This window comes from Bradyrhizobium sp. 170 (assembly GCF_023101085.1).
GTDB lineage: Bacteria > Pseudomonadota > Alphaproteobacteria > Rhizobiales > Xanthobacteraceae > Bradyrhizobium.
In genome coordinates this window covers 1,783,727-1,808,140 of sequence record NZ_CP064703.1, presented here as the reverse complement: position 1 = coordinate 1,808,140, position 24,414 = coordinate 1,783,727, and the positions used below count along the sequence as shown (strand labels likewise).

12 protein-coding genes and 5 pseudogenes are annotated in these 24,414 nt (G+C 60.2%); 11 read left to right on the top strand and 6 right to left on the bottom strand.

Features of this window, described 5'->3' with window-relative positions:
- Positions 1-270 precede the first annotated feature (270 nt).
- Positions 271-453, bottom strand: coding sequence for a DUF3551 domain-containing protein (locus IVB05_RS08575; RefSeq protein ID WP_346771836.1), 183 nt, complete (start codon positions 451-453; stop codon positions 271-273).
- 973 nt (positions 454-1,426) lie between these two features.
- Between IVB05_RS08575 and IVB05_RS08570 the strand changes: the two are divergent.
- From IVB05_RS08570 to IVB05_RS08550, 5 genes and pseudogenes are all read left to right on the top strand, one after another.
- Positions 1,427-1,717, top strand: a pseudogene (locus tag IVB05_RS08570) (Dabb family protein); the annotation flags it as partial.
- 133 nt (positions 1,718-1,850) lie between these two features.
- Positions 1,851-2,459, top strand: a complete 609-nt coding sequence (locus tag IVB05_RS08565; protein WP_346771835.1) for a hypothetical protein — start codon at positions 1,851-1,853, stop codon at positions 2,457-2,459.
- Positions 2,456-3,244 carry an aminodeoxychorismate synthase component I gene (pabB, locus tag IVB05_RS08560; protein WP_247439015.1) on the top strand — a complete coding sequence of 263 codons (789 nt, stop codon included), beginning with the start codon at positions 2,456-2,458 and terminating at the stop codon, positions 3,242-3,244. The genes IVB05_RS08565 and pabB overlap by 4 nt, the downstream gene beginning before the upstream one ends.
- On the top strand, positions 3,241-3,819 hold the full coding sequence (locus IVB05_RS08555) for an aminodeoxychorismate/anthranilate synthase component II (RefSeq protein ID WP_247439017.1): 579 nt from the start codon (positions 3,241-3,243) through the stop codon (positions 3,817-3,819). Before pabB ends, IVB05_RS08555 begins: the two co-directional genes overlap by 4 nt.
- 451 nt (positions 3,820-4,270) lie before the next feature.
- Positions 4,271-4,396, top strand: a pseudogene (locus tag IVB05_RS08550) (IS256 family transposase); the annotation flags it as partial.
- Between the two features lie 4 nt (positions 4,397-4,400).
- Here IVB05_RS08550 and IVB05_RS08545 read toward each other — a convergent pair.
- Together IVB05_RS08545 and IVB05_RS08540 are read right to left on the bottom strand one after the other, a co-directional pair.
- Positions 4,401-4,682: pseudogene (locus tag IVB05_RS08545) on the bottom strand (DDE-type integrase/transposase/recombinase); the annotation flags it as partial.
- Positions 4,683-4,793: 111 nt separating this feature from the next.
- Positions 4,794-13,325 carry a shikimate kinase gene (locus tag IVB05_RS08540; protein ID WP_247783849.1) on the bottom strand — a complete coding sequence of 2,844 codons (8,532 nt, stop codon included), beginning with the start codon at positions 13,323-13,325 and terminating at the stop codon, positions 4,794-4,796.
- 1,209 nt (positions 13,326-14,534) lie between these two features.
- Here IVB05_RS08540 and IVB05_RS08535 point away from each other — a divergent pair.
- A pseudogene (locus IVB05_RS08535) lies at positions 14,535-15,134 on the top strand (helix-turn-helix domain-containing protein); the annotation flags it as partial.
- 457 nt (positions 15,135-15,591) lie between these two features.
- Here the strand turns inward: IVB05_RS08535 and IVB05_RS08530 are convergent.
- Both IVB05_RS08530 and IVB05_RS08525 read right to left on the bottom strand, forming a co-directional pair.
- Complete coding sequence (locus IVB05_RS08530) at positions 15,592-16,107, bottom strand: EAL domain-containing protein (RefSeq protein ID WP_256473438.1); 516 nt, start codon at positions 16,105-16,107, stop codon at positions 15,592-15,594.
- Between the two features lie 566 nt (positions 16,108-16,673).
- Entirely contained in the window at positions 16,674-17,912 is a 1,239-nt protein-coding gene (locus IVB05_RS08525; protein WP_247783847.1) for a cytochrome P450, read from the bottom strand.
- Between the two features lie 557 nt (positions 17,913-18,469).
- Here IVB05_RS08525 and IVB05_RS08520 point away from each other — a divergent pair.
- The 4 genes from IVB05_RS08520 (at position 18,470) to IVB05_RS08505 (ending at position 21,984) form a co-directional block, all read left to right on the top strand.
- Positions 18,470-18,769 carry a GcrA family cell cycle regulator gene (locus IVB05_RS08520; protein ID WP_247783846.1) on the top strand — a complete coding sequence of 100 codons (300 nt, stop codon included), beginning with the start codon at positions 18,470-18,472 and terminating at the stop codon, positions 18,767-18,769.
- A gap of 1,010 nt (positions 18,770-19,779) precedes the next feature.
- Entirely contained in the window at positions 19,780-19,926 is a 147-nt protein-coding gene (locus IVB05_RS08515; RefSeq protein ID WP_247783845.1) for a hypothetical protein, read from the top strand.
- Positions 19,916-21,454: a recombinase family protein gene (locus tag IVB05_RS08510; protein ID WP_247783844.1), complete on the top strand. Its 1,539-nt coding sequence runs from the start codon at positions 19,916-19,918 to the stop codon at positions 21,452-21,454. Before IVB05_RS08515 ends, IVB05_RS08510 begins: the two co-directional genes overlap by 11 nt.
- Positions 21,418-21,984 (top strand): recombinase, encoded by a 567-nt coding sequence (locus tag IVB05_RS08505; protein ID WP_247783843.1) that lies wholly within the window; start codon positions 21,418-21,420, stop codon positions 21,982-21,984. Before IVB05_RS08510 ends, IVB05_RS08505 begins: the two co-directional genes overlap by 37 nt.
- Here the strand turns inward: IVB05_RS08505 and IVB05_RS08500 are convergent.
- Positions 21,954-22,799, bottom strand: a pseudogene (locus IVB05_RS08500) (IS3 family transposase); the annotation flags it as partial. The gene IVB05_RS08505 and the pseudogene IVB05_RS08500 sit on opposite strands and share 31 nt — an antisense overlap.
- 231 nt (positions 22,800-23,030) lie before the next feature.
- Here IVB05_RS08500 and IVB05_RS08495 point away from each other — a divergent pair.
- Positions 23,031-24,413: an IS110 family transposase gene (locus tag IVB05_RS08495; RefSeq protein ID WP_247783842.1), complete on the top strand. Its 1,383-nt coding sequence runs from the start codon at positions 23,031-23,033 to the stop codon at positions 24,411-24,413.
- Position 24,414 lies beyond the last annotated feature (1 nt).

Here is a 24,414-nt window from a genome sequence, read left to right as displayed (position 1 = left end):
CTCAATTCGCAGCAGCCATGGCAGCCCAAGCGTCAGGCCATCGAAGAGTCGACGGTTTGACACGGCCAGCCAAGTCATGCGATGCAAAAAGGGCTAAGCGGGGTTAAGGCGCAGTAGTGCGGTCGCAACCTAACGGCGGCCGCCATTGCGGGGTCAGCAGCTTCTGCTGCACACGTTCAAAGACCACTACTATTCGTCGAAGACACGATTTTTCGTAACAACACTCCGCATTCCCCTTGTGCGTCTTTTCGTGGCGTCTTGTACTGGTTGTCAGCGCGATCGTTCTACCCGCCGCGCTAATGCGTAGGTCAGGTCGATACCGCAATAGGCGTCCGTGCCCGATGCAGTGGCCATGCACTGACAAAATGACGAGAACTGGCAGTTGCCAGGATGCCCCAGATACGGTCTTTGCAGACAATGAGCGTCCTGCCAAGCGGGTCGTAGGACGTACACTCGAAGGCGAGACAAAGCCAACTAGCATGGGAAGTGCTAGCAGCGACAAACAGCAGATTGCGCATGACTTGCCTCCGCTAGGCTTTGCTTAAGGATAGACCATCGAATTATATCTATTGATGTTGATCAAGCAAATGGCAGCCGCGCTTCCCTGGGCGATCGCATCCACCGATGTACTAGCGCGTTGGGCTCTCACGCGCACGCAAGCAACGCGGTTCAAGTGAAGGCAGTCTAAGAGTGCTCGATCAGAACCGCGGCACCTGGGGCGGCCATTTTGCCAAAACTTCGGCGAAGGCGGAGCAGCATTTCAGCGACTTTCCGGAAGGGAGCGCAGCCTTCCGGTGCGATGCAGCTGCGCGCTGAAAGCGCCTCCAGGCAAGCATGTGCACCAGGTACTACCTTTCTTCGTTGCTTCGCGACGAGCAGCGCCGAAACGATAAGCTCCTCCCAGGCGCCATGTATGGCTGAGACTATCGCCACGTTCCGCGATGAAAGAGTTTCACGATCGATCTCTCTGCGGTGATCAGCCGAAGAGCGGATTCAACCTTGAAGTCACGTGTCGATGTCAACGCTTCGGGGGCTGGCGGCGGCCTTCCCCTTCTGTTTTATGACCCAGCCTGTATTCAACGAAAGAGCGCATTTTGCTGCAGTTCTTATGCGGCGATCCTGCAAGTGAGACCGTTTCATGCACGAGATCCGCGCGAAGCTAATGACCGTCGACGGAAGCATCTACTGAAAGTTGTCCTAGCGACTGATGATCAGGCGGTTCCTTACTTCGATGCAGAAATTCGTCTCAGAGATTGTCTACCTTGCGTAATAGCGGACGAAGAATCGAGCTAAACACCCGCCAGCGCGATCGTGCAGGGAGCCTGCCGTGCAGTGGCATCTGAGCGGCTGCCCGAGCCTTGCAGACTTTGCGATGAGGCTTCTGTCGCTTTGGGCGAAGTCAAACCGCAATGACCGACGGTCATCTATGGTTCGACACATCGTATTCTTCACCGCAAAAGATAAGGCGCATGTCGACAAAATAGTCGACGGCCTTTCCGTTCTCGCCAAAATCCCGCACGCACGCCGGCTTGAGGTCGCTCGTAACCGCAAGAGTGACCGGCTTGGCAACGAAATTGACGTGATCGTCTACGGTGAATTCGACGACGAAGTCGAACTCGAAGCCTATAAAGCGCACGAGCTTTATCAGGAGTCGATCCGGCAGGTCAGACCGCTCCGAGAGCTACGTCTCGCGGCCGATTACAGCATGTCAACAGATGCGGAGCCATTTGGCAGGCCCTACCCGCGGGCGCAATTAACCTGGCAGGCGCGTAGGGGTTTTTGGGTGCCCGTGAGGCTCGCCTTCGCCGGGCGGGATTACAATCAGCCATGTATCGCTGAGCGACAGACTAATGCATGTATTGGAACTGCAGTGGATTGAGCCCGTCACAGCCATGCGACGCCTCTCGCATCGGAGGCACCTCACGTTCCTGGATAGCGCATCGAGACACGCGGTGCTCGGGCAGTACTCGTATGTGACGTGCGATCCCTTCAGCACTTATATAATCGCGGACGGGAGAGGTATTTGCAACGGAGAGTCCATTGTGGGCGATCCGTGGGCGGCACTTCGCGCTCTGCTAGCCAACTATCCGCAAATGCATCGCGCCGATCTCCCGGCATTCCAGGGCGGCGCCGCCGGCTTTTTTGGGTACGAGCTGAACAGGACGCTGGAGCGATTGCCGGTGCCGACCATCGGGGGGCATCGCTTGCCTCAGGCCCTCCTACATCTTTACGACGTCGTGATAAGCTTCGATCACCGCCATGACAGATGCTGGGTCCTTTCTACCGGGTGGCCGGAGCAGGATCCGGTTCGCCGGCGTGAGAGAGCTCGCCGAAGAGCCGAAGAATTTGTTGGGCTGGTTACAGTCTCAGCCCCCCTCCTGATTTTACACCAGGCCAGGCCGGCTCATGGCATTCAAACTTCAGTCGCCAGGGATACATCGCGGCGGTACAACGCGTGATTGATCTCATTCTGTCGGGTGACGCCTTCCAGGTCAACATTGCGCAGCGCTTCAGCGCTCGCCTGGCGAACTCGTTCGATCCGATAGCCTTCTATTGTCAGCTGCGGAAAATGAATCCGGCTCCCTTTGCCGCCCTTCTTCGGTATGGCAAGCTCACCATTGCATCGAGCTCGCCCGAGCGTTTCCTAAAGCTTGACGGGCGACAGGTCGAAACGCGACCTATCAAAGGGACGGTGGCGCGTTCTGCCGATTGCGAGGAAGACCGGCGTCGCGCTGAGACGCTGGTAGATTCGGAGAAAGACCGCGCCGAGAACACCATGATCGTCGACCTCCTGCGCAATGATCTCTCGCGCGTTTGCACGCCTGAATCAGTCCACGTCCCGTCCTTATGCAATCTCGAGTCCTATGCCTCGGTGCACCATCTCGTGTCCGTCGTTACGGGTGAGCTAGCACACGGAGAGGATGCCGTGGGCCTACTTAGGGCCTGCTTTCCCGGCGGCTCAGTTACCGGAGCTCCCAAGGTACGCTCGATGGAAATTATCCTGGATATCGAGCGTGTGGCGCGAGAGGTGTATTGCGGGGCCATAGGCTACATAGGATTCAATGGACATATGGATGTAAATATTGCCATTCGCACCGTAACGATCGACGACGGCCAGGCCGTCTTCCATGCAGGCGCCGGGATAACGGCAATGTCCGATCCGGCCGCCGAATATGAGGAGAGCCTTGCAAAAGCAGAGCGCATTTTTCGCGCATTCATTGCTGAAGACTCCGGTGCATCTTGATTGTCATTATCGACAACTACGACTCTTTCGTCTTCAACATTGCGCGATATTTTCGGAAGCTTGGTGCAGCAACACGTGTCGTCCGGAACGACGCGATGGATGTGAGCGAACTTGCTGACCTCAGGCCCCGCGCGGTTGTCATCTCCCCCGGTCCGTGCACTCCAATTGAGGCTGGAATATCGACAGCCGTCGTTCGTGAACTTTCGGGTCAGGTGCCAATTCTCGGCATTTGTCTCGGACACCAGTGCATTGGGACCGTGTTCGGCGCACGCGTAACGCGCGCACGTCATCCTATGCACGGTCGACCCTCGTATGTCACACATGAAGGCGGCGGGCTGTTCAAAGAACTACCGTCTCCACTTTGCGTGGGGCGCTACCATTCGCTTATCGTCGAATTGGATCCGTCATCTGCCCGTCACCTGACGGTGACAGCACTCTCGGATGATGGGGAACTCATGGCCCTCGCCCATCGCGATCAACCAACATATGGCGTGCAGTTCCATCCGGAGTCGATACTCACCCCACAAGGGGACGTACTGTTCGCAAACTTCCTACGGCTTGCAGAGCTTTCTTAAGGCGGCCGTAGAGGACTGGTGCAGCCATAGCGTGGCGCTTCCGGTCGATCGCTGGCCCGACGACATGCGGCTGTCGGACATCGAGCCGCGGTTCGTTTGAGGCGTCTGTGGCCGGCTCGGCGCCGAGGTTCGGAAATTTCCATTTGAATGTCGAAGGGTCCATCGGCGGCATGGGCCATCGGTAGCCTTAAAGACGGCCCCCGCTGGGGGCTTTTGGGGTCGTGGAGGCCGGGGCCGCTGGAGGCGCTTGAACCTTAGAAGGCCAAGCGAGCGCGAGCTTACTCACAGCTCAAAGATCGTGTCCCGGGGCGTGGTGTAGCTCGGTAGAGCAAAGCCGCCCGTACGCGCGCCCCCAAATAGCGCCGTAGCGGGCGGGCGGCTTTGCGGTGGTCACCGGCGATTCTCCGGTAGGATCGGGTTGCGAGACGCCAACGCAACCGAGGAACCACCGATGACCGACGAGATGATGAACCTGCGAACGCTCGTGGAGAAGACCCCCGATGCGGATTTGTTGCGCGAGATGATCGGCTTTGCGGCCCAGCGCCTGATGGAGCTGGAAGTCGAAAGCCAGACCGGGGGTGCGACACGAACCGTTGCAAACCGGTGGATCGGAAGCCCTGCACGGTTCGTTCCCGTTTCGCAGCGGCACATGCGAATGCTCAACGCGATCGTCAGCCCCTTGTGCCAGCGATGCTCGACTTGCGGCATCTGGGTCTTTGCCGCGCCCGCAATTTGTCGGTGGTCATGCGCCTGGGCCCGCAGCCCCGCTTCTTCAGCAACCGGGTCGGCAGGCGCTTGGCAGCCTTGGCCTTGCGGGCAGTTGGACGATCTCGTCGAGCACATAGGATGTGCTCGAGGTACCCGAGCGCGAGGTTGGTTGGCATAACCTGCTGCGGATAAGCCGGAGCTCGCTCAAACCACCACCTATCAGGGCAGCGAATTAGACCTTTTCCGCTTTGGGAATCTCAAGTGAGTCAGCCAACAAGCTCGTTGGTATTGGAGGCTGGCTGAGTGGCGGCCGCCTCGCCGCGAAGATAGGCGTGCAGCGCCTTCACGCAGGGATCCGCATTCTTTTTGTCTTGTTTGCGGGGCGGCACGAACGTGATATCGGCTTGTGCATAAAGCGGCGTGCGCTCGCGCATCAGTCGGCTGATTGTCTGATCCCGGTCGGGGCCTTGCAGCAGCGGGCGGTTGATACCTTTCCTAAGACGATGTTGGATCACGTCGAAGTCGGTGTTGAGCCAGATCGAGACGGCTTTCTCCCCGACGAGACGCCGGGTCGACTCATGCATGATCGAGCCGCCACCAGTCGCGATCACCGCGGGCCCTTCATTGAGCACACGCGCGATCACCCTCGCTTCGAGCTCCCTGAACCACTCCTCGCCATGGGTATCGAAAATCTGCGGTATCTTTTTACCGGCCTCTTTTTGGATCTTTTGGTCGGTATCGATGAAGGGCAACCGCAGTCGCTCGGCGATGGCCGGGCCAATGGTGGATTTTCCGGCGCTCGGCATGCCGACAAGCACGATCGGCCGCACGCCGAGGGCGGCGATAATCTCGCTTGCCTCCGTTGACCTGGCGATCTCGGGCATTCTTGATTGTTCGAAAGCTCGCAATCCAAATGCCGCAGCGGCGCCGCCCTTACGATCTCCTTCGGCTCCCCAGTGGTGTATGCCCAGGGCGCCGTCGGGGATCGCAATCTGTGTGCAGACCTCTCTCGTCCGCTGCACCAGTTTCTCGGCCTTAGCTTGCTCCAAAGCATCCTCGCTTGATTGCCGCCGCAGCCTGCCGAGAATTTTATAGGTGTCGTGATTGGCAAGCTTGGCTTGATAGCTGCCTGGCGTGTGGAACTCCACTTCGAAGCGATAAGCTTCCGCCGTGGTGAGCACTGTCTTGATGCCGACGAAAGTCGGACTGCGCATTCTGAACCAGTTGGTTGTCTGGCGTTCGGTGTAGTCCCGCTCCTCAAAGGCCAGCATGGCTTTCTTGAAGGCACGTGTAAAATCCTTGTCAGGAATTTCTAAGACGTGGCGTACGGCGTTGCTGAAGAGCTGTGGGGCGCTGCCGGGCGGGATGCTCATGCCGGTGAGCTGATCTGTCATGGAGCAATGCGATTTCAAGCGGCGCTCCAGATGGGGCATCTTCACCTCAATGCCGGCTTCCGCAAGGATTCCGGCAATCTCGCGTGCCGCTGCGGTGATTTTCCTCTCTTCGGCTATAGCTCGGTCAGCCTCATTTTGGGCGCGTTCTGAGGCCTCCTCGCGGGTCAGCGTGATCATGTCAGCATCGTCGGCGGCGGGCCGGAGGCCGGAGGGTTTGCGCAAAATGCCCTGCTCCGCAGCGAGTTTGATCGAGGTCTCCATGATTGAAGCCGCCAGAGTGGGGTTGTCCCTCAGATCCTCCAAGGTCGCATCGACATCAAACCTTCCGTGGGCGAGGGTCGCCGCCACGCCCTTGACGTAGGGCACGGACTTCAAGCCCGGCGTCTCGTAGAGGAGCCGCTGAAGGTGACTGCTCTTCTGGAAAAAGAGGTTGGCGCCAGTATCGGATTTATAGGCATCAGTGCCGACCTTGATGCCGAGGCTCAGCAAGTTGTTTGCGCTTTTTACGAGGTCGTCCGCATTGTAACCATCCGGGCGGGGATCGATGCGGGGAGGATAGTGGTCGAGTAAAAGCTGGATGCGGTCTCGTGGCTGAGGCGTTGCCGGATAGGTCTCCGCCAGATCCGGGAAAAGATTGCAGAGCCTTGCGCTGAGGCTCGGGTTTGCGGCGTTCGAGCTTTCGATTGTTTCGGGCAGGGGTTGCTCATTCGGCTTCACTGCCCATGCCGCTAGGTCGTCGACGAGCAACTCGGCCATTTCGCGAGCAACCAGATGTTTGGCGACCTCAATCTCGCTCCTCGCTCTCGCAAACGTGTTCTGGATATCCTGGCTACTCACCTCTTCCTGGCCCAGCAGCTGACGGATCTCTCGCCTGAGCTCGTGGTGAACGCCCTCATAGGTGCCAAAGACAGCACGCTCGGCAAACCAGCGTTGTGCTTCATGGGATTGAGCCAGAAAGTTTCGCTGCAGGCAGCTATAGGTTTCCAGGACATCCTGCGTGGCGGCGAGGATCTGGCGGGCGCGACCGAACTGGTAATTGTCGCCCTCAAGCGCCGGGGTATGCGACTTTGGCGGCTTCAGCGACGGAAGTCCGAGAGCTTGCTCCTTGCGATCGAACTGGCGCACATGCTCATAAAGCTGCGGCCGGTCGCCGACGATGACGACGGTGTCCCCGTCGAAGTCCCCGTCAAGTTTTTTCTGTTCACCGATCGGGACGGCAACCAACGAGCCCGGAGCGAACACCTCGGTAGCCTGCAGGATGCCGACGCACTCGAGCGGCGTGTCCACCTTGGCGCGGTCCTTGCTCGAGGTCCAGCTCGAATGGCATTTGACGTCCTCGGCAGACATCACCAGCCCACGGTCGGCGTAGCCGGCCGGCCACATCTTATCCGGCACAACCATCAGAATGCCTTTGGCAAAAAAAGTCGGATCGTCGCCCGCCAGTTCCTTCCCCGACTTCTGGGCGACATTGAAGCTGTATTGGATGGCTGTGCAGTTTTCGAGGAACACAGCGGTCGGGTCCCCCTTAACGGCCGACTTGACTCGCTCGGCGGCAAACGGGCGCAGATTGGGCTTGTCGTAGGGCGAGCGCCCGATCAGCACGCCGCTCGCCCCCATCAACGTCTCGCTCTTGAGCGTCGGCACATGGAGACAGTCATCGCTGGACGGTACGGCAACCGCGCCGGGACCGTCGATGTGTCCGGCCGTCACGGTGCGAAACAACTCTTCAGACGTCAACTCTCGCCCTTGTCTGCTCTCGAGCCAGGTTTTGGCCTTCTCCCGCGCCTCATCGGTCACCGGCTCGCTTCGGGGATAGTGTTGCAGCGCCGATGCGGGAACGGACATTCTTCTTCCCTCACCAAAGGCAGGCACCCGATCAGGACCTTCCTGTCGGCGGGCGCGATTTACAGCTGGCATACGGTTGGCCAGCGAGGCCTTGATGAAACCGCAACCATCATGCGGCCGCAAGGCGATCGGGCCTTCTGGCCCAGCCAGCTTGAAGGGATGCTCCTCGCCGGCAGGACGGTCCGGCAGCAGCGACAGTTTGAAGGCGCCCTCCAGCGCGTAGTCCCGAGGACCTAGGTCCTTGATTGCCGGCGGCGCGGCAAAACCCCTGCGCTGAGTGTAATAGTATGCCTCTTTGAAAGGGGCCCAGGCACGCGACAGCTGCTCGAACGCTGTGCCCGGCGCCGTTTCGGCATACGGAATCGCCAGCAGCTTTCCCCCGGAAGACTCTGCCCTCGCCCCACCTGGAAGGCGGGCGGCGATCTGCGACACGGGCTTTTTGGGCGGCTTTAACTTGCTTCCGCCGAACAGGTCCATGCGGTATGGCACACCCTCGACGGTGACCGTACGCGCCAGCATGAACGCGCTCGGCTTTCCTGGCAGCTGGACCGCGACGACGGGCAAAACCCCCGAGGTCAGGCGATGAAAAATCGAATAGCGTGTCTCGGGCTCCGTGGCCACTGGCCGGCCCTGCATGTCCACCACTGACAACTGCATAAGTCCCGCGTCGCCCTGCGGAGGTCTGGGCTCGTGGGCCATGGTTCGCAACACTTGATGGACGTCGAACACGGACGCTGGATGTTGGGCCTGGACCGTCGCCGCATTCTGCGCCAAGAACGTGTCCAGCGCATCGACCGGACTCTCCGCCGCGATCTCCGCCATCAGGTTCCAGCTCATGTTGGAAAGATCGCCTTCGACGAGGCCGCCCGTTTTGTCCAAAATCTCCTTAGTCTTGCGCTGCAGCTCTTCCTGCCTCACCCGCAAATCGGACTTCTTGCCTTCGACATAGGGCCGGCGGAACAATGCCGCCAAAACCGCACGGGCCTTGAGCGTTTGATAGATCGACAAGGCGGGGCCACGGCTCGAGTACGGCCCTCGGGCTCGCTCGGCATCGCTTGCTTTGAGATGCCCCTCGATCTTGTGCTCGACGATCGGTTGAATGTCGTTCAGCAAGTTTAAAGCCCGCCTCCGGTGCCAGCGCAGGTGCGGGCTGCGCGCCAGCGGCAGCAGAGCGATGCAGAGAGTACCCATGATTTCGAGGTCGTTCTCAGCGGCAAAACCAGGGGCACGATGCAGTTCCGTCAGCCGGTCTAACCCCGTGCGTGCGAGCAAACCGAGATCGTCAAACAATTGAGCCTTAGCCAGCGCTTTGAAAATCATGGCGATGTTCAGAACCTGGGCCTGCTCCAGGCGATCACTGGCATAGTGAAGGTAGTGGGCCAGATCGTGCAGCCGATTCTTCAGCAGAGCGGTCTCTATGATCTCTCCAGTGCCCTCTCCCCTCGTGACACCTCGCCCCAGAGCATTGGCTATCATGCTGAGCTGAGTTGTGGTGAACGCTCCGAATCGGAGGTCTCCCGAGCCGAGTTTGCCCGCTATGTCGATTATCGCCCCATGGCACACCGCCTCTTCCGGCCACTTGCTAAAGCCGTTCACCAGGATCGCCAGTTCCCGCGGAGTAAACTCAAAGAGCCGGTTGTCACGGCGAGAGACCTCGTTGGCAATCGCGACTGTGGCTTGGCGAGTGTCCTGCTCTTGCAGCCACTTGCTGAAACCGTTCACCAGGTTCGCTAGACCCTGCGGAGTGAAATCAGACAGCCGGTCGGCGCGAAGGACCTCATCGGCGATTACAACGGTGGCGTGACGTGAGTTCTCCTCTTGTGGGCACTTGCTAAAGCCGTTCACCAGATTCGCTAGGTGCTGAGAGGTAAAATCGGAGAGCCGGTCGGCGCGGCGAAGCACCTCACCGGCGATCACAGCGATGGCGTGACGTGAGTTCTCCTCTTGTGGCCACTTGCTGAAACCGTTCACCAGGTTCGCCAGACCCTGCGGATCAAACCCAGAAAGCCGGTCGGCGCGGCGACGGACCTCATCGGCGATCGCCAGCATGGCGTCGCCACAGCCCGTCTCGTCAGGCCACTTGCTGAAACCGTTCACCAGGTTCGCCAGACCCTGCGGATCAAACCCAGAAAGTCGGTCGGCGCGGCGACAGACCTCACCGGCGATCGCCAGCGTGGCGTCGCCACAGCCCGTCTCGTCAGGCCACTTGCTGAAACCGTTCACCAGGTTCGCCAGACCCTGCGGATCAAACCCAGACAGCCGGTCGGCGCGGCGACGGACCTCGTCGGCTATTTCAACTATAGCGCTGCGGCAGTCTGTTCTTTCCGGCCACCTGCTGAAGCCGTTCACCAAGCTCGACAAGTGCTGGGGAGTAAAACTGGAGAGCCGGTCCGCTCGGCCAGCGCGGCGACGAACCTCGTCGGCGATTGCAAGTATAGCGTCGTTGCACTTCGCCCCCTCGGGCCACCTGCTGAAGCCGTTCACGAGGTTCGACAAGTGCTGGGGAGTAAAATTGGAGAGCCGGTCGCCGCGGTGATGGACCTCGTCGGCGATTTGAACTATAGCGTCTCGGCAGTCCTGCGGCCACTTGCTGAAGCCGTTTACCAAGTTCGCCAACGCCTGTGGATCAAAATCAGAGAGCCCGACATCGCGGCGGCCCGCGCGGTAACGCACCTCGACGGCGATTTGAACTATAGCGTCTCGGCAGTCCTGCGGCCACTTGCTGAAGCCGTTCACCAGGTTCGCCAACGCCTGTGGATCAAAATCAGCGAGGCAGACATCGCGGCGACCCGCGCGGCGACGGACCTCGACGGCGATTGCCCTCATCGCACCGCGACACTCCGCCTCTTCCGGCCACTTGCTTAAACCGTTCACCACGGTAGCCAGGTTCTGCGGACCAAAGTCAGAGAGCCAGACATCGCGGCGGCCCGCGCGGTGACGGACCTCGCTGGCGATTGCCCTTATAGCACCGCGACACTCCGCCTCTTCCGGCCACTTGCTCAAACCGTTCATCACGATGGCCAGGCTCTGCGGACCAAAATCAGAGAGCCCGGGAGCGCGGCGGCGAATCTCAGCGGCAACTGCTATTGTGGCCTCACGAGAGTTCTCCTGTTCCGGCCACTTGCTGAAGCCGTTGACCAGCAGGGCGAGACTTTGAGCGTTGAGCTCCGAAAGCGCTCCGCGTTGCTCACGAAAAAACCTGGCGATTCGGATCATTCCATTGCGACATTCCGCCACCCGGGGATATCGACTGAACGACAATACGAATAGGGAAAGCGTTTTGCTTTCGACGTCGTTTAGCGCATTGCCGAGGCTCGACACCTGAGCTGCCATGGCCCTGCAAGCTTCCACGCCTGCCTGACCTCCAGCCTCCCGGCTCATCGTGTTGCATGAGGTGGCGTACCCCCATGTATTCCGGGCGCGGATATCTTGTTCCCATCTTGGGACAAATTCGCGTTTGAACTCGGAAGCGGCCTTTTGCAGGAATGTTGCGTGGTCCGCTCGACCCTGCAGCTTCCTGTCATACTCCACCACAGCGCATGAGAATTTAGTGATGTCGCCAGCGAAAGAAATGTCATGTAAAGCGTTATTAAGTAGGTTTTCCGAGTATCCACGCTTGAAGCTCTGTTCGGCTACATGGACGAAACGCCGCCTTCCCGGTCCTGCACCCGGGTCGGACTCCGTTTGCCTATGGGGTGGCACCGTGTCTGGTTGCGAGCTTCTGGATCCTTGATTGCCGAGCCAGGGTTTGTCATCAGAACCTAAAGAGGTTTCTTCTCGACCTGGCGCTCCACCCTCCGGCACTGGGGGAAAACCGCACCGTCGCGCAGTGGCTTCACGTGGCGCAGCGCCCAGGATCCGATGTGCGCCAACGGAGGGTCCCGAAGATCTGTCGCCAAGGGCATCATCAGCACCGCGCGCAATGCGAGCGAAGGACGTCCTTCTATCTTGAGGCCCAGAGTGCATCCGCTCCAGGACGGAATCGAACGATTGGCTGCCTTCCCCAGGGGCAAGACTTGATTCCGAGTTCGCCGCCTTCGCCAGTCCCTGCGCCTCGGACAACATCATCTTGAGCCGGACTGTTTTCTCGTGCACTTCGTGCACATGCGCAAGCGTGAGCAGGCCGCGTCGACGAGGCTCTTCCAGCGCGTCCAGACAGGCCTGCATCTCGGCGGCCTGCGTCTGCAGGCGCTCGACCACGATGCCCACTACGTGATCGGCGTCCTCGGGCTTCATCTGGCGCGCTTGCGAGACGGTCCTTTGCTGACCAGCCAGATCGAACTGCAAAAGTTCGTCCAACCGCTTGACCAGTGGCGCCAACGCCTCCGTCGACGCCGGGGCCTGCCAGACCGCCGAGTGTGCCGCCGCCGACGACGCACTTGCATGCGCCTCCTTGGCGCTCACAAGCTTCTTCGTACCTAGATCCGAGCGCACGAGAACCTTGTCCGCTGGCGCCGTGTCGCTCTCGCCCGCGGCGACTTGCGGCTCGGGCCGCCCGGCCGAACTCGCCGCGTCAGCAGCCGGCTTGCGGTTGCCTTTCCCCTCCCTGCGCGCTGCGGTGCCTTTGGCCACCGCTGCCTTGCCGGCAGTGTCGGCCGGTATCGTAGCGCCAGCGTCGGCCGGCGGTGCAATGATGGCTGACGTTTTCAGCTGCAGTGCCAGGAAGTGCATGACCTCGTGCGCAGTGATCCGTGCGTCGTCCACGATCTGGCCCAACAGTTCCAATGGGAGGCTGGCACCTGTTCGGTTATCGCTTAGCTTGGCAAGGATGTCGTCGTGCAACGCCAACGCAAATTCCGAAAGCCGTTCCATGACTCCTTCCAGAACGGTGCAGTGCTCTGCGTCGAGTGCCGCTCCGTCCTTGTACAGAACGGCTTCCTCCGTCGAGAGGAATGCCGGAAAAACATGCTCGACAAAGGTTCCGAGCAGACGCACCCCCCCGTTCTCACCCATGAGGGCGTCCCTCACGGCTGGTTCAAACGTGCTCGCCTGAGACTCAATCATAAGTTGCGCGAGCGCAATCCGCGATTGCAGACGCATGTACCTCGCATGAAGTACCAAGCCGGTATTCAGGCGTAGTGCGGCCTCTTCGGGCTTCCGCATCTCGGGCGTCGTGCTTGGCAAGTTGGCGGTGGCCTCGCAGACGGACACCATCCGTTCCGAGCGCAACAGCTTCTTTCCCCACCACTCCATGCAAGCCACATGCTCCTTCGCCACACTGGAAGCCACTCGGCTCAGCTGGTCGGGGGTAGCGTTGGATTCGAAAATCCGCTGGAACAGGGCTGCCGAATTCTTTCTGCGCTCTTGCAAGGCGGGGATAGTCGATGAGGCCAGTGCGTTGCATTGGTGGGCCGCATCGAGCACGGCATAGCGGTATCGACGGGCCTCAGCGTCGGACAGAATGCTCCGCGCCACGGCCGGGCGCAGGCTCGCGTAGTAGTCCAGAACTGCTGAGCCTGCTTTGACGAACCGATCGGTCAGCTCTTGCGCCTCCTCCGAGTTCTGGGCGTGCATGGCCGCATTACGGCAAGCGTCAAGTTCCTCAACCAGGCGATCCATGTGTCGCTTTGTTGCGTTGATTTCTTCCTCTGATGAGGAAATGGAGACCGCCACACCCGAAGTTGGCGGCTGGCTGGCGACCGGCGTCGTGTCTCCACCCTCCGACACTGAGGGAAAGCCGCGCCGCCGCGCAGTGACTGCACGTGGCGCAGCGGCTGCACGTGGCGCAGCGCCTAGGATTCGATCTGGGCCAACGGAGGGACCGGAAGACCTGTCGCCAAGGGCATCGTCGGCACCGCGCGCCATGCTAGCGGAGGGCGTCCCTCTATCTTGAGGCCCAGAGCGCATCCGCTCCACGACGGAATCGAACGATTGACTGCCTTCCCCAGGGACTAGACTTGAGTGCGAGCGTGAACTGCTCGATCCGGCTCCAGCATCCCCAATGCGCGATCTGCCAGATCGGCCAATGCCCGTCATATTCCATCTCTGATAAAGGCGAGAATCGCTGCTTATGATGTTGCGGGCTGATGTCGCTCAGCCATGGTGTATCAAGGCTTTGGCCCATAAGTGCAATCGCCCAGATGGCGCAGGGCATGAGGTCTGAGGAACCTGCGGCATGTTTTCGTCAACCGTCATGGTCAGCCCGGACCCAAGACGGCGTGGCCTACATCCTGGCCAAAGTACACGCCAGCAGCCCAAGATCGGCCGAGACTGGCACGCGATCGCATCACGCCGCACTCGCTATCCTCAGTTTTTCAGAGACAGAGTGGAGGTTTGATTGCGCGCTGCCATTCACCGGGACCGTTCTTCGTCCACCTACGCGAAGATGAATTGCCGGTAGAACCACTCCGGCTAAATGCATCCGGGCAAACATGTTCGCGAATCTTTGGCTTCCTACATCCGTTTGCCCGGTGGCTCCCGACTGATTCGCTTCATCAGCTTCGCCACTGTAGTGGACATCGAACGAGGCACCAATTCGACCATACATGATGATTCGCACTCCTGCGTTTGCATTGGGTTCAGGCTGATGAGGCGCGGCAGGCCTAGATAGACCGCCTGGCTGACGATTGGCTGACGAAGGCGTTCTCCCGGACCGATAAAGAAAATCCGAGACCTGGCTCAAGCGTTAATGAATCGGGCTGCGGCCTACACCGGCCGGCGAAGGCCGCAGGTCAGGCCGCCTGGGCCTGCGATCGGGCGCTGTCACCTTATCTGAGGAGCGTCTTGAGCTGGCTGGGACGAAGAGATTACGGAAGGTTGAGAATCGCCGGACATGCCGGCCTCGTTGCCACCGAGTTCTCCTATCGCAAGGACGAGGAGATCTATGGCGAGGACGAGCCCGCCGAATATGTCTATCAGGTCGTCTCCGGCGCGGTGCGCAGCTACAAGCTGCTCTCCGACGGCCGCCGTCAGATCGGCGCGTTCCATCTTCCCGGTGACGTGTTCGGCCTCGAACCCGGCCAGACGCATCGCCTTGCGGCCGAAGCGATTATCGCCACCAGCGTACGCCTCGTGGAGCGAGCCAGCCTCGAAAGGTCCGCCAGCACCGACGTACAGGTCGCGCGCAAGCTCTGGGTCATGACGGCGGGCGAGCTGCGTCACGCCGAAGATCACATGTTGCTGCTGGGGCGCAAGACGGCGATGGAGCGTGTTGCAACCTTCCTGCTCGAAATGGATCGCCGCCTCGCCGTCGCCGGCATGATGGCACTGCCGATGTGTCGGCGCGATATCGGCGACTATCTCGGCCTCACGCTCGAGACCGTGTCGCGCGCGCTCTCGCAGCTTCACGCAAAGCGCATACTCGGCTTCTCCGGCGCCCGCCAGATCGTACTGCGCAACCGCCAGCGCCTGCACAATCTCGATGCCTGATCGCTTTCACCCGGCCGCGTTTCTCCTCTCCGACTTGGCCCGCCGAACGCATTTCGGCGGCCCTTTCTTGCCGCAATCAAGCCGCGGGCTGCGTTTCCGGCCAAGAGGATCAGAGTTGCCAAAACGTGTGCCAACTGCTGCGGCGGAGTTGAAGCCCAAAACGACCAAACCGGTTCGACCTCTCCCATCAGGTTGTGGCCTAGCAGCCGGCCTGACGTTACGGTGCGCGCAGGCGAATGCGGCGCTGGATGTTGACGTCCTCTAGATCATCCTGATTTTCGCGGTACTGGGCCTGCTGGCAGCTCTCGCACCAGTGACGCTGGTCTGGATCTCAGTCCGGGTCCTTCAATGCCGAATCCTGAAGACAACTTTGTCGAGCCCGCCGCAATCTCCCCTATGAGGCCGACTGGACGAGAGATGGGACCCTCGGCTTGGACCGACTTTCCGCCGCAAGACGCTACGGGCGTCCGATCAAGTAGCCTTGCATCTCATCAGAGCCCTCCTGGACAAGGAGCGACATTTGGACCTTCGTTTCGATCCCTTCAGCAAGCACCGGCACGCCAAGACCCTGAGCGAGCCGATGACAGCGCGAATGATGGCCAACGATCGCTCGTTCTGTCCAAGCGAGCCAACGAATGCCCGATAGATCTTGATCCAGTCGAGAGGGAAGGCCTCGATGGTAGGACAACGAGGAATACCCGGTCCCGAAGTCGTCCAGCGCGATCAGGATGCCGAGGCTCTTGAGCGATTGCATCGTCTTCTTCGCGCGCAAGACATCCTCGATCAGCACGCCTTCGGTGATCTCGAGCTCGAGGCCGGCCAGCGACAGCCCGCTTTCGCCCAGCGCCTTTCGGACTTGCGCATCGAGGTTCTCCCTGCGGAATTGCGCGGCCGAGACGTTGACGGCGATCCTCAAGAGTCGGTTCCACGACGCGGCCTCACGGCAAGCCTCCATCAGCACCCCGTCGTCAATCTGGGCAATCGAACAGCCTCAGAGCGCTGCTCACGCCGCTTAAGCGCGATCAGCCTACCGCCAAAAAGGCCTTGCCGGGGCCGTCTGATCGGGCATGTCGAGGGGATATCGCATGACAGAACTGTCGGGTGGGACGCGCTTTTTGAAGCCAAGCGACCGGGGCGGAAAGTTCCGGCAGGCGGTCGCCCATGGAAACAAAGCCATTACGGATCGGTCCGCCACTTGGGGCTTCGCGGAGAGAGCCGATCCGCTCACCATCCCTCCAAAGGTGAACGCGAGCGAGCGTTTCGCCCAGAACAAGGCGAGAGGGCCGCTCGGCGGAGCACAACCAGGACACAGAAAGCGAGGCCGTTGGAGGTGGTACCAGGGGGTAGCGCGATGAATATCGCAACCGCCCGGCCAAGGTCTTCGGCGGGATAGCGACGCTGTGGCCCTGCCGGCAATCGTCAAAACACCCAGAAGCCCGCAAGGCAACCCCGGTGAACTTACCGAGACAACTGGTCTTCACGAGGTCCTAACTGGTTCTGCACGATATGACCAGTGTTGAATGTCGCTCGCAACCGAGACTAACCTGGAATCTGCACCGGCAGTGCGGAATAACCGTGCACAAAATTGGATTGAACTCGCTCCGGTTCGCCGACCACCTTTACCTCCAGAGATCGCTTCAGCATCTCCTGCCACAGGATTTTCAGCTGCAGCTCTGCAAGATGCCTACCCACGCAACGATGAATCCCAAAGCCAAAAGAGAGATGTTGCCGTACATGTTCTCGATCGATGATGAAGCTGTTGGGGCTAGCAATAACCTCGTCGTCTCGGTTGCCAGAGATGTACCACATCACAACTTTATCGCCTCGCCTGATTTGCTTGTGCCCTATCGTGAAATCGTCCACAGCGGTCCGGCGCATATGCGCGATAGGCGTTTGGTATCGTATAATCTCGGATACCGCCCCGGGCACTAGCGAAGCATCATCGCGGAGTTTTCGCAGTTCGGACGGATTTTGACTCATGAACAATACGCCACCGGTAATTGAGTTGCGCGTAGTATCGTTACCTCCAACAATCAGCAGAATGAGGTTGCCCAGGAACTCACATGGCTCCATGTTTCGGGTCGCCGGTGAATGCGCCATCATAGAGATTAGGTCAGCGCGCGGCTCGGATTTTGCCCGTTCGCTCCAAAGACGTGTGAAATAGTCCAAGCACTCGGACAGCACCGCCTTTCGCTTTTCCCAGCCGTCGATCTGGTGGCCCATTTGTGGACTCAAGGCGGCTACGTCCGACCAGTAGGTCAGCAGCCGTCGATCTTGAAATGGAAAGTCGAACAGCGTGGCCAGCATTTGGGTCGTCAACTCGATCGAGACTCTATCGACCCAGTTGAAGGTATCATTGCGTGGCAAACCGTCCAAGATCTTCTGAACCCGCGAGCGGATCAAGCCTTCAAGCTTCGCCAGGTTCTCCGATGCCGCGATCGGACTGACAGTCTTACGCTGCTGAGCATGGACAGGAGGACTCATCTTAATAAAACTGGGAGTCCAATACTTCTGCGGCGGGTCCACAATTGTGACGCTTCGCTCTGACGAGAATATTGTGTGATTTGAATCCACGGCTACGATGTCGCGGTATTTTGTTATCGACCAATATGGACCGTACGGGCTGTCTTCACAATAATGGACGGGATCTTCCCTTCGCAGCCGCTCGAAACAAGGCCAAACGGTATCATCTTCAAAGCGCTTGGGCTCGCTTACATCAAGGCGGCTCAGCGGGATGTCAGCCTCCTCGCAAGCGTTCTCTGCCGATAAGTCTGTCATGATTGTCTCGCGGACATTGGCGCGCAATTTTTGAAAGCTCGGCTCATGCGCTATTTGCACTCGCATGGAAGCTCAGTCGAAACACAACGAGCTGGGCCCTACAGTACAATGTGTGACGCATGTCCATGGCTGGGCTTCGCGAGAGCTCGCACAATCGTCAGAACTCTGAAATTATCTTACGGCCGAAGTTACTTGGGAATTTGGTTCGGCCCCGGTCGATGAAGAATAGTGGAAAGGCGAGCGAAGCTCCCCTATCAAGATTGGGGAGGCGCGCGAACTCGCTTTTGTGGTAGTCAACATCAGGACGCAAGCACTCGCCGCGATGGCACCCAGCGGCACGCCCGGTTGCCACTCGACTACTTATATTGCGCGCGCAGATGGGACCCTAATCACGGTAGGGACTAAGAAGAGAGCGCGGTGTGCCAAGGAGACTCGTTTTTCCTTCACTCGCGATGCGGGCTTTCGTAGAATGAATGAACAGGAGACCAAACGGCGGTGCGCGAGCCGGACGAAGAGTAAACTAACCTGACGTCACAACTGGCACTAAAGTATCTTCCATGCGCTGGAATAGAAGAGAATTGGCACAGCTGGAAAAGCTCTGGGCCGCGGGACAGAGTGCCGCGCAGATCGCGCGTCATCTCGAGTGCAGTCGCAACGCAGTTTGCGGCAGGCTAGCTCGGTTAGGCCTGACTCGAGGTCACAAACCACCAACAGCAAAACCCAAGATTAGACCCGCCCCTAAGCGAGGGCCGACGGTGATGGCGGCCGGTCGCGACTGCATTGGAAAGAAGCTGTCGCAAAAGGCGCTAGATAGCTCAGGAAATGAGCAAGCGGCACCTTTACGCGATGCTAGCTGAGGCAGTCAGGAATACCGCGTAGAACTATCAGGCGCGCCGCGATCTCCCGGGCTATGCGCCGTACTTGGTCCATCCGGACGATTTGCTTGTTGGTTTGCGCGCTTTGTGGCTATCCAACGAACAGTGCCCTCGAGTAGAATGTTCGCGGCGGAGGGCTCGATCGTAGGTCAAGTCATCCAATCTCAAGAGGCTGGATGCACTGAATTAGAAGAAGAATGCGTTCTGGTTCTTGAGCCTCGTTTTCGGCTATGCGTTTTCGGGGAAGCGCCCGGCGTCCTGGTTTGCGCCGGTATTTGGAAGTTTCTGCACACGCCGTGCCGACGAAGTACACGAGCTCGGGTGAAGCCGCTTGACCGTGAGCCTGTCCCGATGGAACCTCCGAAGGTACCGCCCCGGCGTCGGTGACAAGTGAGCCGGTCCCGATTGTCTGAACAGAATCTCCGCATCGATAAGTGGAGCCTCTGCCGGGGTTAGGCTGCCGTGCGGAGCGGCAGCGAGGTGAAGTAGGCTTGATCCGGTGTGCTGCCGTCAAGGCTCGAATGTGGACGGCGGCCATTGTACAACAAGGTTTGAGAACGCCCACAGGACCGTTCTTCGCGAGGTTCTTTATCGGCATCATCCTTGGTTTGGTCGCCGAGTTTGCGTTCATGGGGCCGTCGACAAGGCCGGTGATATCGTTTTTCGCTGCACGCTGGACGGGTCGCAAGCAGATCGTTGGCTTGAAGTACCGGCATGGATGTTCGACCGGACGGCATGCCCTGACGCCGAGCTTTTGACAGCTCAGCCGTTTGTTAGCATCGATGCACTCGCCGCGCTTTCTGCACTTATCGATCTGGCGTTGAAGGATCGAACGCCATCAGCTGCCCTGCTTTCTGGTGCATCCAGAGGCTCTCACGACCAGAACCGGGGAGCGACTCATGTCACGCCAGACGGCAATGCCAGGGAGCGGATACCGACACACTCAACAGCCGCGGTCGCCGCAGCAGATGGATCTGTTCGGGAGCGTCCCGTTGAACGGCGCGATCGGCGCGCCGGCATGGCCGGAGCTGCCGGCGGAAGCACGGGCGGCCCTGACGAGTCTGATGACGCAGTTGATCCTCGACCACGCTGCGGCGATGACAACGCCGCGCGCGAAGGAGGTCGGTCATGATCTCTGACAGAGTCAGGCCTCATCATCTCGCGCGCAAGGCGATTCTTTACGTGCGTCAATCCTCAGCGCATCAAGTGTTGCACAGTCGCGAGAGCAGCGCGCTGCAATACGCCATGCGGGACCGGCTGACGGCGCTCGGGTGGTCAGAGATCGAAGTGATCGATGATGATCTCGGTCGTTCGGCCGCCGGTGGGGTACAACGCGCCGGCTTCGAGCGGATGGTAGCGGAGGTTTGCCTTGGTAAGGTTGGTGCGGTTTGCGCCCGCGAGGTCTCGCGCTTCGCTCGCAACAGCCGGGATTGGCAGCAACTCATCGAGATGTGCCGTGTGGTCGATACCGTTCTGGTCGATCAGGAGACTATCTATGCGCCGAGGCACGGTAACGATCGCCTCTTGCTCGGGCTCAAGGGCAGCCTCAACGAGTATGAATTGGATCTGTTGCGCCAGCGCTCGCTCTCGGCCCGCTACGAAAAGGCGCGCCGCGGCGAGTTGGTTGTAGCGGCGCCCGTCGGCTTCATGAAGGCCGGCGACCGTTATGAGAAAGACCCGGATCGGCGTGTCCAGGAAGCGATCAAGCTGGTGTTCGACAAGGTCGAAGAACTGGGCAGCGCGCGACAGGCGCTCTGCTGGCTCCACGAGTACAATCTCGATCTGCCGGTGAAGCAGAACAACGGCGACACGGCCTGGCGGCGACCGAGCTACTCTGCCATCCACCGGATCATTGAGAACCCGGTCTACGGCGGCGCCTATGCCTGTGGTAAGACGGTGGTTGCGGCGGGATACAGCGCCGAGGGCGTGAGCGTGAAGGTCCGCCGCAAGGCGCGCAACGAATGGCTAGCGCTGAAGCCCAACACCCACGACGGGTACGTGAGCTGGGAGAGGTTCGAGGCGATCCGCACCATGGTCAGCAGCAATGTTCCCACTGGTCGGCATCACGGCGCGCCCAAGCATGGAGACGCGCTGCTGGCCGGTCTGATCCGGTGCAAGCGCTGCGGCCGCAAGCTCATACTCCGCTACTCCGGCATGAAGCACCATATCCCGCGCTACAGCTGCAACCGCGCCTGGATGGACAATGGCGGCCCTCACTGCATCGCCTTCGGCGGATTGCGCGTTGATGATGCAACCGAGGACGCACTGCTTGGCGTCGTCGGTCCGGGCGCTATCGCCGCTGCAACCGCTGCGCCAAGGGAGCCATGGAACGGCGGGATCAGGTGCGCGAGGCTCTCAGTCGCGACCTCGAAGCGGCGCGCTATGCCGCCGACCGGGCCTTCCGCCAATACGATGCCGCTGACCCCGCGAACCGGCTGGTGGCGGGCGAGCTTGAAGCGCGCTGGAACAGGGCGCTCGCTCACGTGGCGGAGGTCGAGGGCAAGATCGCCATGCATGATGCGGCGACGCCCGCGCCGATTGCCGATCCAGCTTCGCTCGGCGTTCTGGCCTCAAACCTCAAAACGGTCTGGGATGCGCCGACGACGGATGCTCGCCTCAAGAAGCGCGTTGTGCGCACCCTCATCCATGAGGTCGTCGCCGATATAGACGATGCCGCGTCCGAGATCGTCCTCATCGTCCACTGGGTCGGCGGCGTTCACAGCGAGATACGCCTGCCCAAGCGCCGGCGTGGACAGCGCAACAGCACCTCTGCCGATATCATCCATGCCGTCCGTCAGCTGGTGCTGATCGCCAGCGACGATCTGATTGCCGGCCTCCTCAACCGCAACGGCCTCAAGACGGGCAACGGCAATCGCTGGACCCGCGAGCGCGTCACCTCAATGCGCTCGAACTACCACATCCCGGTGTTCAAGCCCGCCGAGGACGGGATCGAGCCCTGGCTCAACCTCGGCAACGCGGCAAAGCTTCTAAAGATTGCGCCCAAGACGCTCCGGCTAGCCGCCGAAGCCGGCGAGATCGAAGCCATCCATCCGCTATCGGACGGCCCGTGGATCTTCGCCCGCGCCTCGCTGATAACAAGTGCCGCTCAATCTATCGCCGAACGAGCGCGACAGAACCCAAGATACCCCACGGGATCGCATCCCGATCAGCAAACTCTCTTCTCTTCAACAACATAGACAGATGGGTGTTCTGATGCGCGGTTGTAGAAGTCGAGGTATCGGCCGATCGAGGCACGAGCTTCGCTGACGTTCTCGTAGGCCCGCAGATAAACCTCCTCGTACTTGACGCTGCGCCACAGCCGCTCGACGAACACGTTGTCCCGCCAGGCGCCCCGGCCGTCCATACTGATGGCGATGCCGTTGTCGGTGAGCACGCCGGTGAACGCCGCGCCGGTGAACTGCGAGCCTTGGTCGGTGTTGAAGATCTCCGGCTTGCCGTGACGGGCCAGGGCATCTTCCAGTGTCGCGACGCAGAATGCAGCCTCCATGGTGATCGACAGCCGCCACGACAGAACCCGGCGGGTCGCCCAGTCCAGCACCACGGCGAGATAGACGAAGCCTCGCGCCATCGGGATGTAGGTGATGTCCATCGCCCAGACCTGGTTCGGACGCGTGATCTCCATACCGCGCAGCAGATACGGATAGATCTTGTGGCCGGGCTCGGGTTGGGTGGTGCGCGGACGGCGGTAGAGCGCCTCTATCCCCATCCGCCGCATTAGCGTTTTGACATGCCGGCGGCCGATCTTGCACCCCTCGGCAGCCAGCAGGTCTCTCAGCATTTGCGAACCGGCGAAGGGAAACTCCAGATGCAGCCGATCGAGACGCCGCATCAGCGCGAGGTCTTTGGGCGGCACTGGACGCGGCAGATAGTAGACGCTGCCGCGGCTGATGTTCAGAGCTTCCGCCTGCTTGCTGATCGGCAGATCGTGTTCACGGTCGATCATCGCTTTGCGCTCAGCAATCCCGCCTTGGTGAGCGCTCCTTCTAAAAAACAACTATGCGCGGCGCTGCGCTCCCCCTGTGGCATAGAAACGGGCCGGCGCTAGATTGCCGACCGGAAGGGAGCGGCCGATACGATTTTGGTGGCACGTGACCCCGTTAAAAAACCTGGTCCATGGGTTGTTGCGCACTTGAGAGTGGTGACGCCATCCGGCGATCCCGTTTAGGAATCTGACCAATAGCGCAGCCCAGCCCTTCCGCGGCCGTCAGCAGGAGGATTGGAGATGAACCCCAAAAGATCGAAGTCGAGGAACGGTGGTAAGATGCCGATGGTGCACCCGAACGCGACTGCCATCGACGTCGGAGCGACTATGCATATGGCTGCCGTGAGGGCAGATCGCGCACCGGAGCCAGTCCGCAGCTTCGGTACCTTCACGGCCGATCTGCATCGGCTGGTCGACTGGTTTACTGAATGCGGCGTCAAGACCGTCGTCATGGAATCAACCAGCGTCTACTGGATTCCGATTTTCGAGCTTCTCGATGCCCGGGGATTTACCGTGTTTCTTGTCAACGCGCGCGATGCCAAACACGTGCCGGGGCGCAAGACCGATGTCAGCGATGCGCAATGGCTGCAGCGGCTCCATTCATTCGGGTTGCTGCGGGCCAGCTTTCGGCCCAAAGGGCAGATTGCCGAGCTGCGAGCCTACGTGCGTCAGCGCGAGCGTCTGCTGGAGTACGCGGCCTCACACATCAAGCATATGCAGAAGGCCTTGACGGAGATGAATCTTCAGCTGCACCACGTCGTCGCCGACATCACCGGCGCGACCGGCCTGCGTATCATACGCGCGATCCTTGCCGGCGAGCGCGATCCTGAGGCGCTGGCGTGCTTGCGCCATTACAGTTGCCACTCCAGCGCCGAGACGATCGCGAAGGCGCTCACCGGAAGCTACCGCGCCGAGCATCTGTTTGCGCTCGAGCAGGCACTTGCGCTTTACGACGCCTACCACGAGAAGGCATCTGCCTGCGACGCCCGGATCGAAGCCGTGTTGAAGGAACTCAGCATCCATCGCGGTCATGGCCATGGATCAGCGCCGCGGGCCTCGCGGCGTCGGAATCGAACCGATCAGGCGAACGCTCTAGCTTTCGACGTCCGCGAGGCGCTGTTCGCGTTGCTCGGAAAGGACATCACCACGATCGACGGCCTCGGTCCTTACCTCTCGCTGAAGCTGATCGCTGAATGCGGCGACGACCTCTCCTCGTGGCCAAGTGCAAAGCATTTTACCTCCTGGCTGGGACTGGCGCCGAGCAACAAGGTCTCCGGCGGCAAAATGCTCTCGTCCCGAACGCGCCGATCCGGCGGCCGGGCGGCGGCACTTCTGCGCCTTGCTGCCGTGACCGTGGGTCGTACAGACACCGCGCTCGGCGCCTTTTATAGACGGCTCTCAGCGCGCATCGGCAAGGCCAAGGCCGTGACCGCCACGGCCCGCAAGATCGCAGTTCTGTTCTACAATGCTGTGCGATACGGAATGGACTATGTCGATCCCGGGGCCTCGTCCTACGAGACGCGTTACCGGACGCGAGTGGTCAACAATTTGCATCGGCGTGCCAAGGCATTCGGCTTTGTTCTCCAGCCCTTGGAGCCGAAAGTAGGTGCTGCCGTTTCTTAGG

Bases quoted from the DNA above. Each gene is read 5' to 3' on its own strand.
- IVB05_RS08565 (WP_346771835.1), top strand. From the start codon at position 1,851: ATGCATGTATTGGAACTGCAGTGGATTGAGCCCGTCACAGCCATGCGA.
- IVB05_RS08540 (WP_247783849.1), bottom strand. From the start codon at position 13,325: ATGGATCGCCTGGTTGAGGAACTTGACGCTTGCCGTAATGCGGCCATG.
- IVB05_RS08525 (WP_247783847.1), bottom strand. From the start codon at position 17,912: ATGACAGACTTATCGGCAGAGAACGCTTGCGAGGAGGCTGACATCCCG.
- IVB05_RS08520 (WP_247783846.1), top strand. From the start codon at position 18,470: ATGCGCTGGAATAGAAGAGAATTGGCACAGCTGGAAAAGCTCTGGGCC.
- IVB05_RS08510 (WP_247783844.1), top strand. From the start codon at position 19,916: ATGATCTCTGACAGAGTCAGGCCTCATCATCTCGCGCGCAAGGCGATT.
- IVB05_RS08495 (WP_247783842.1), top strand. From the start codon at position 23,031: ATGAACCCCAAAAGATCGAAGTCGAGGAACGGTGGTAAGATGCCGATG.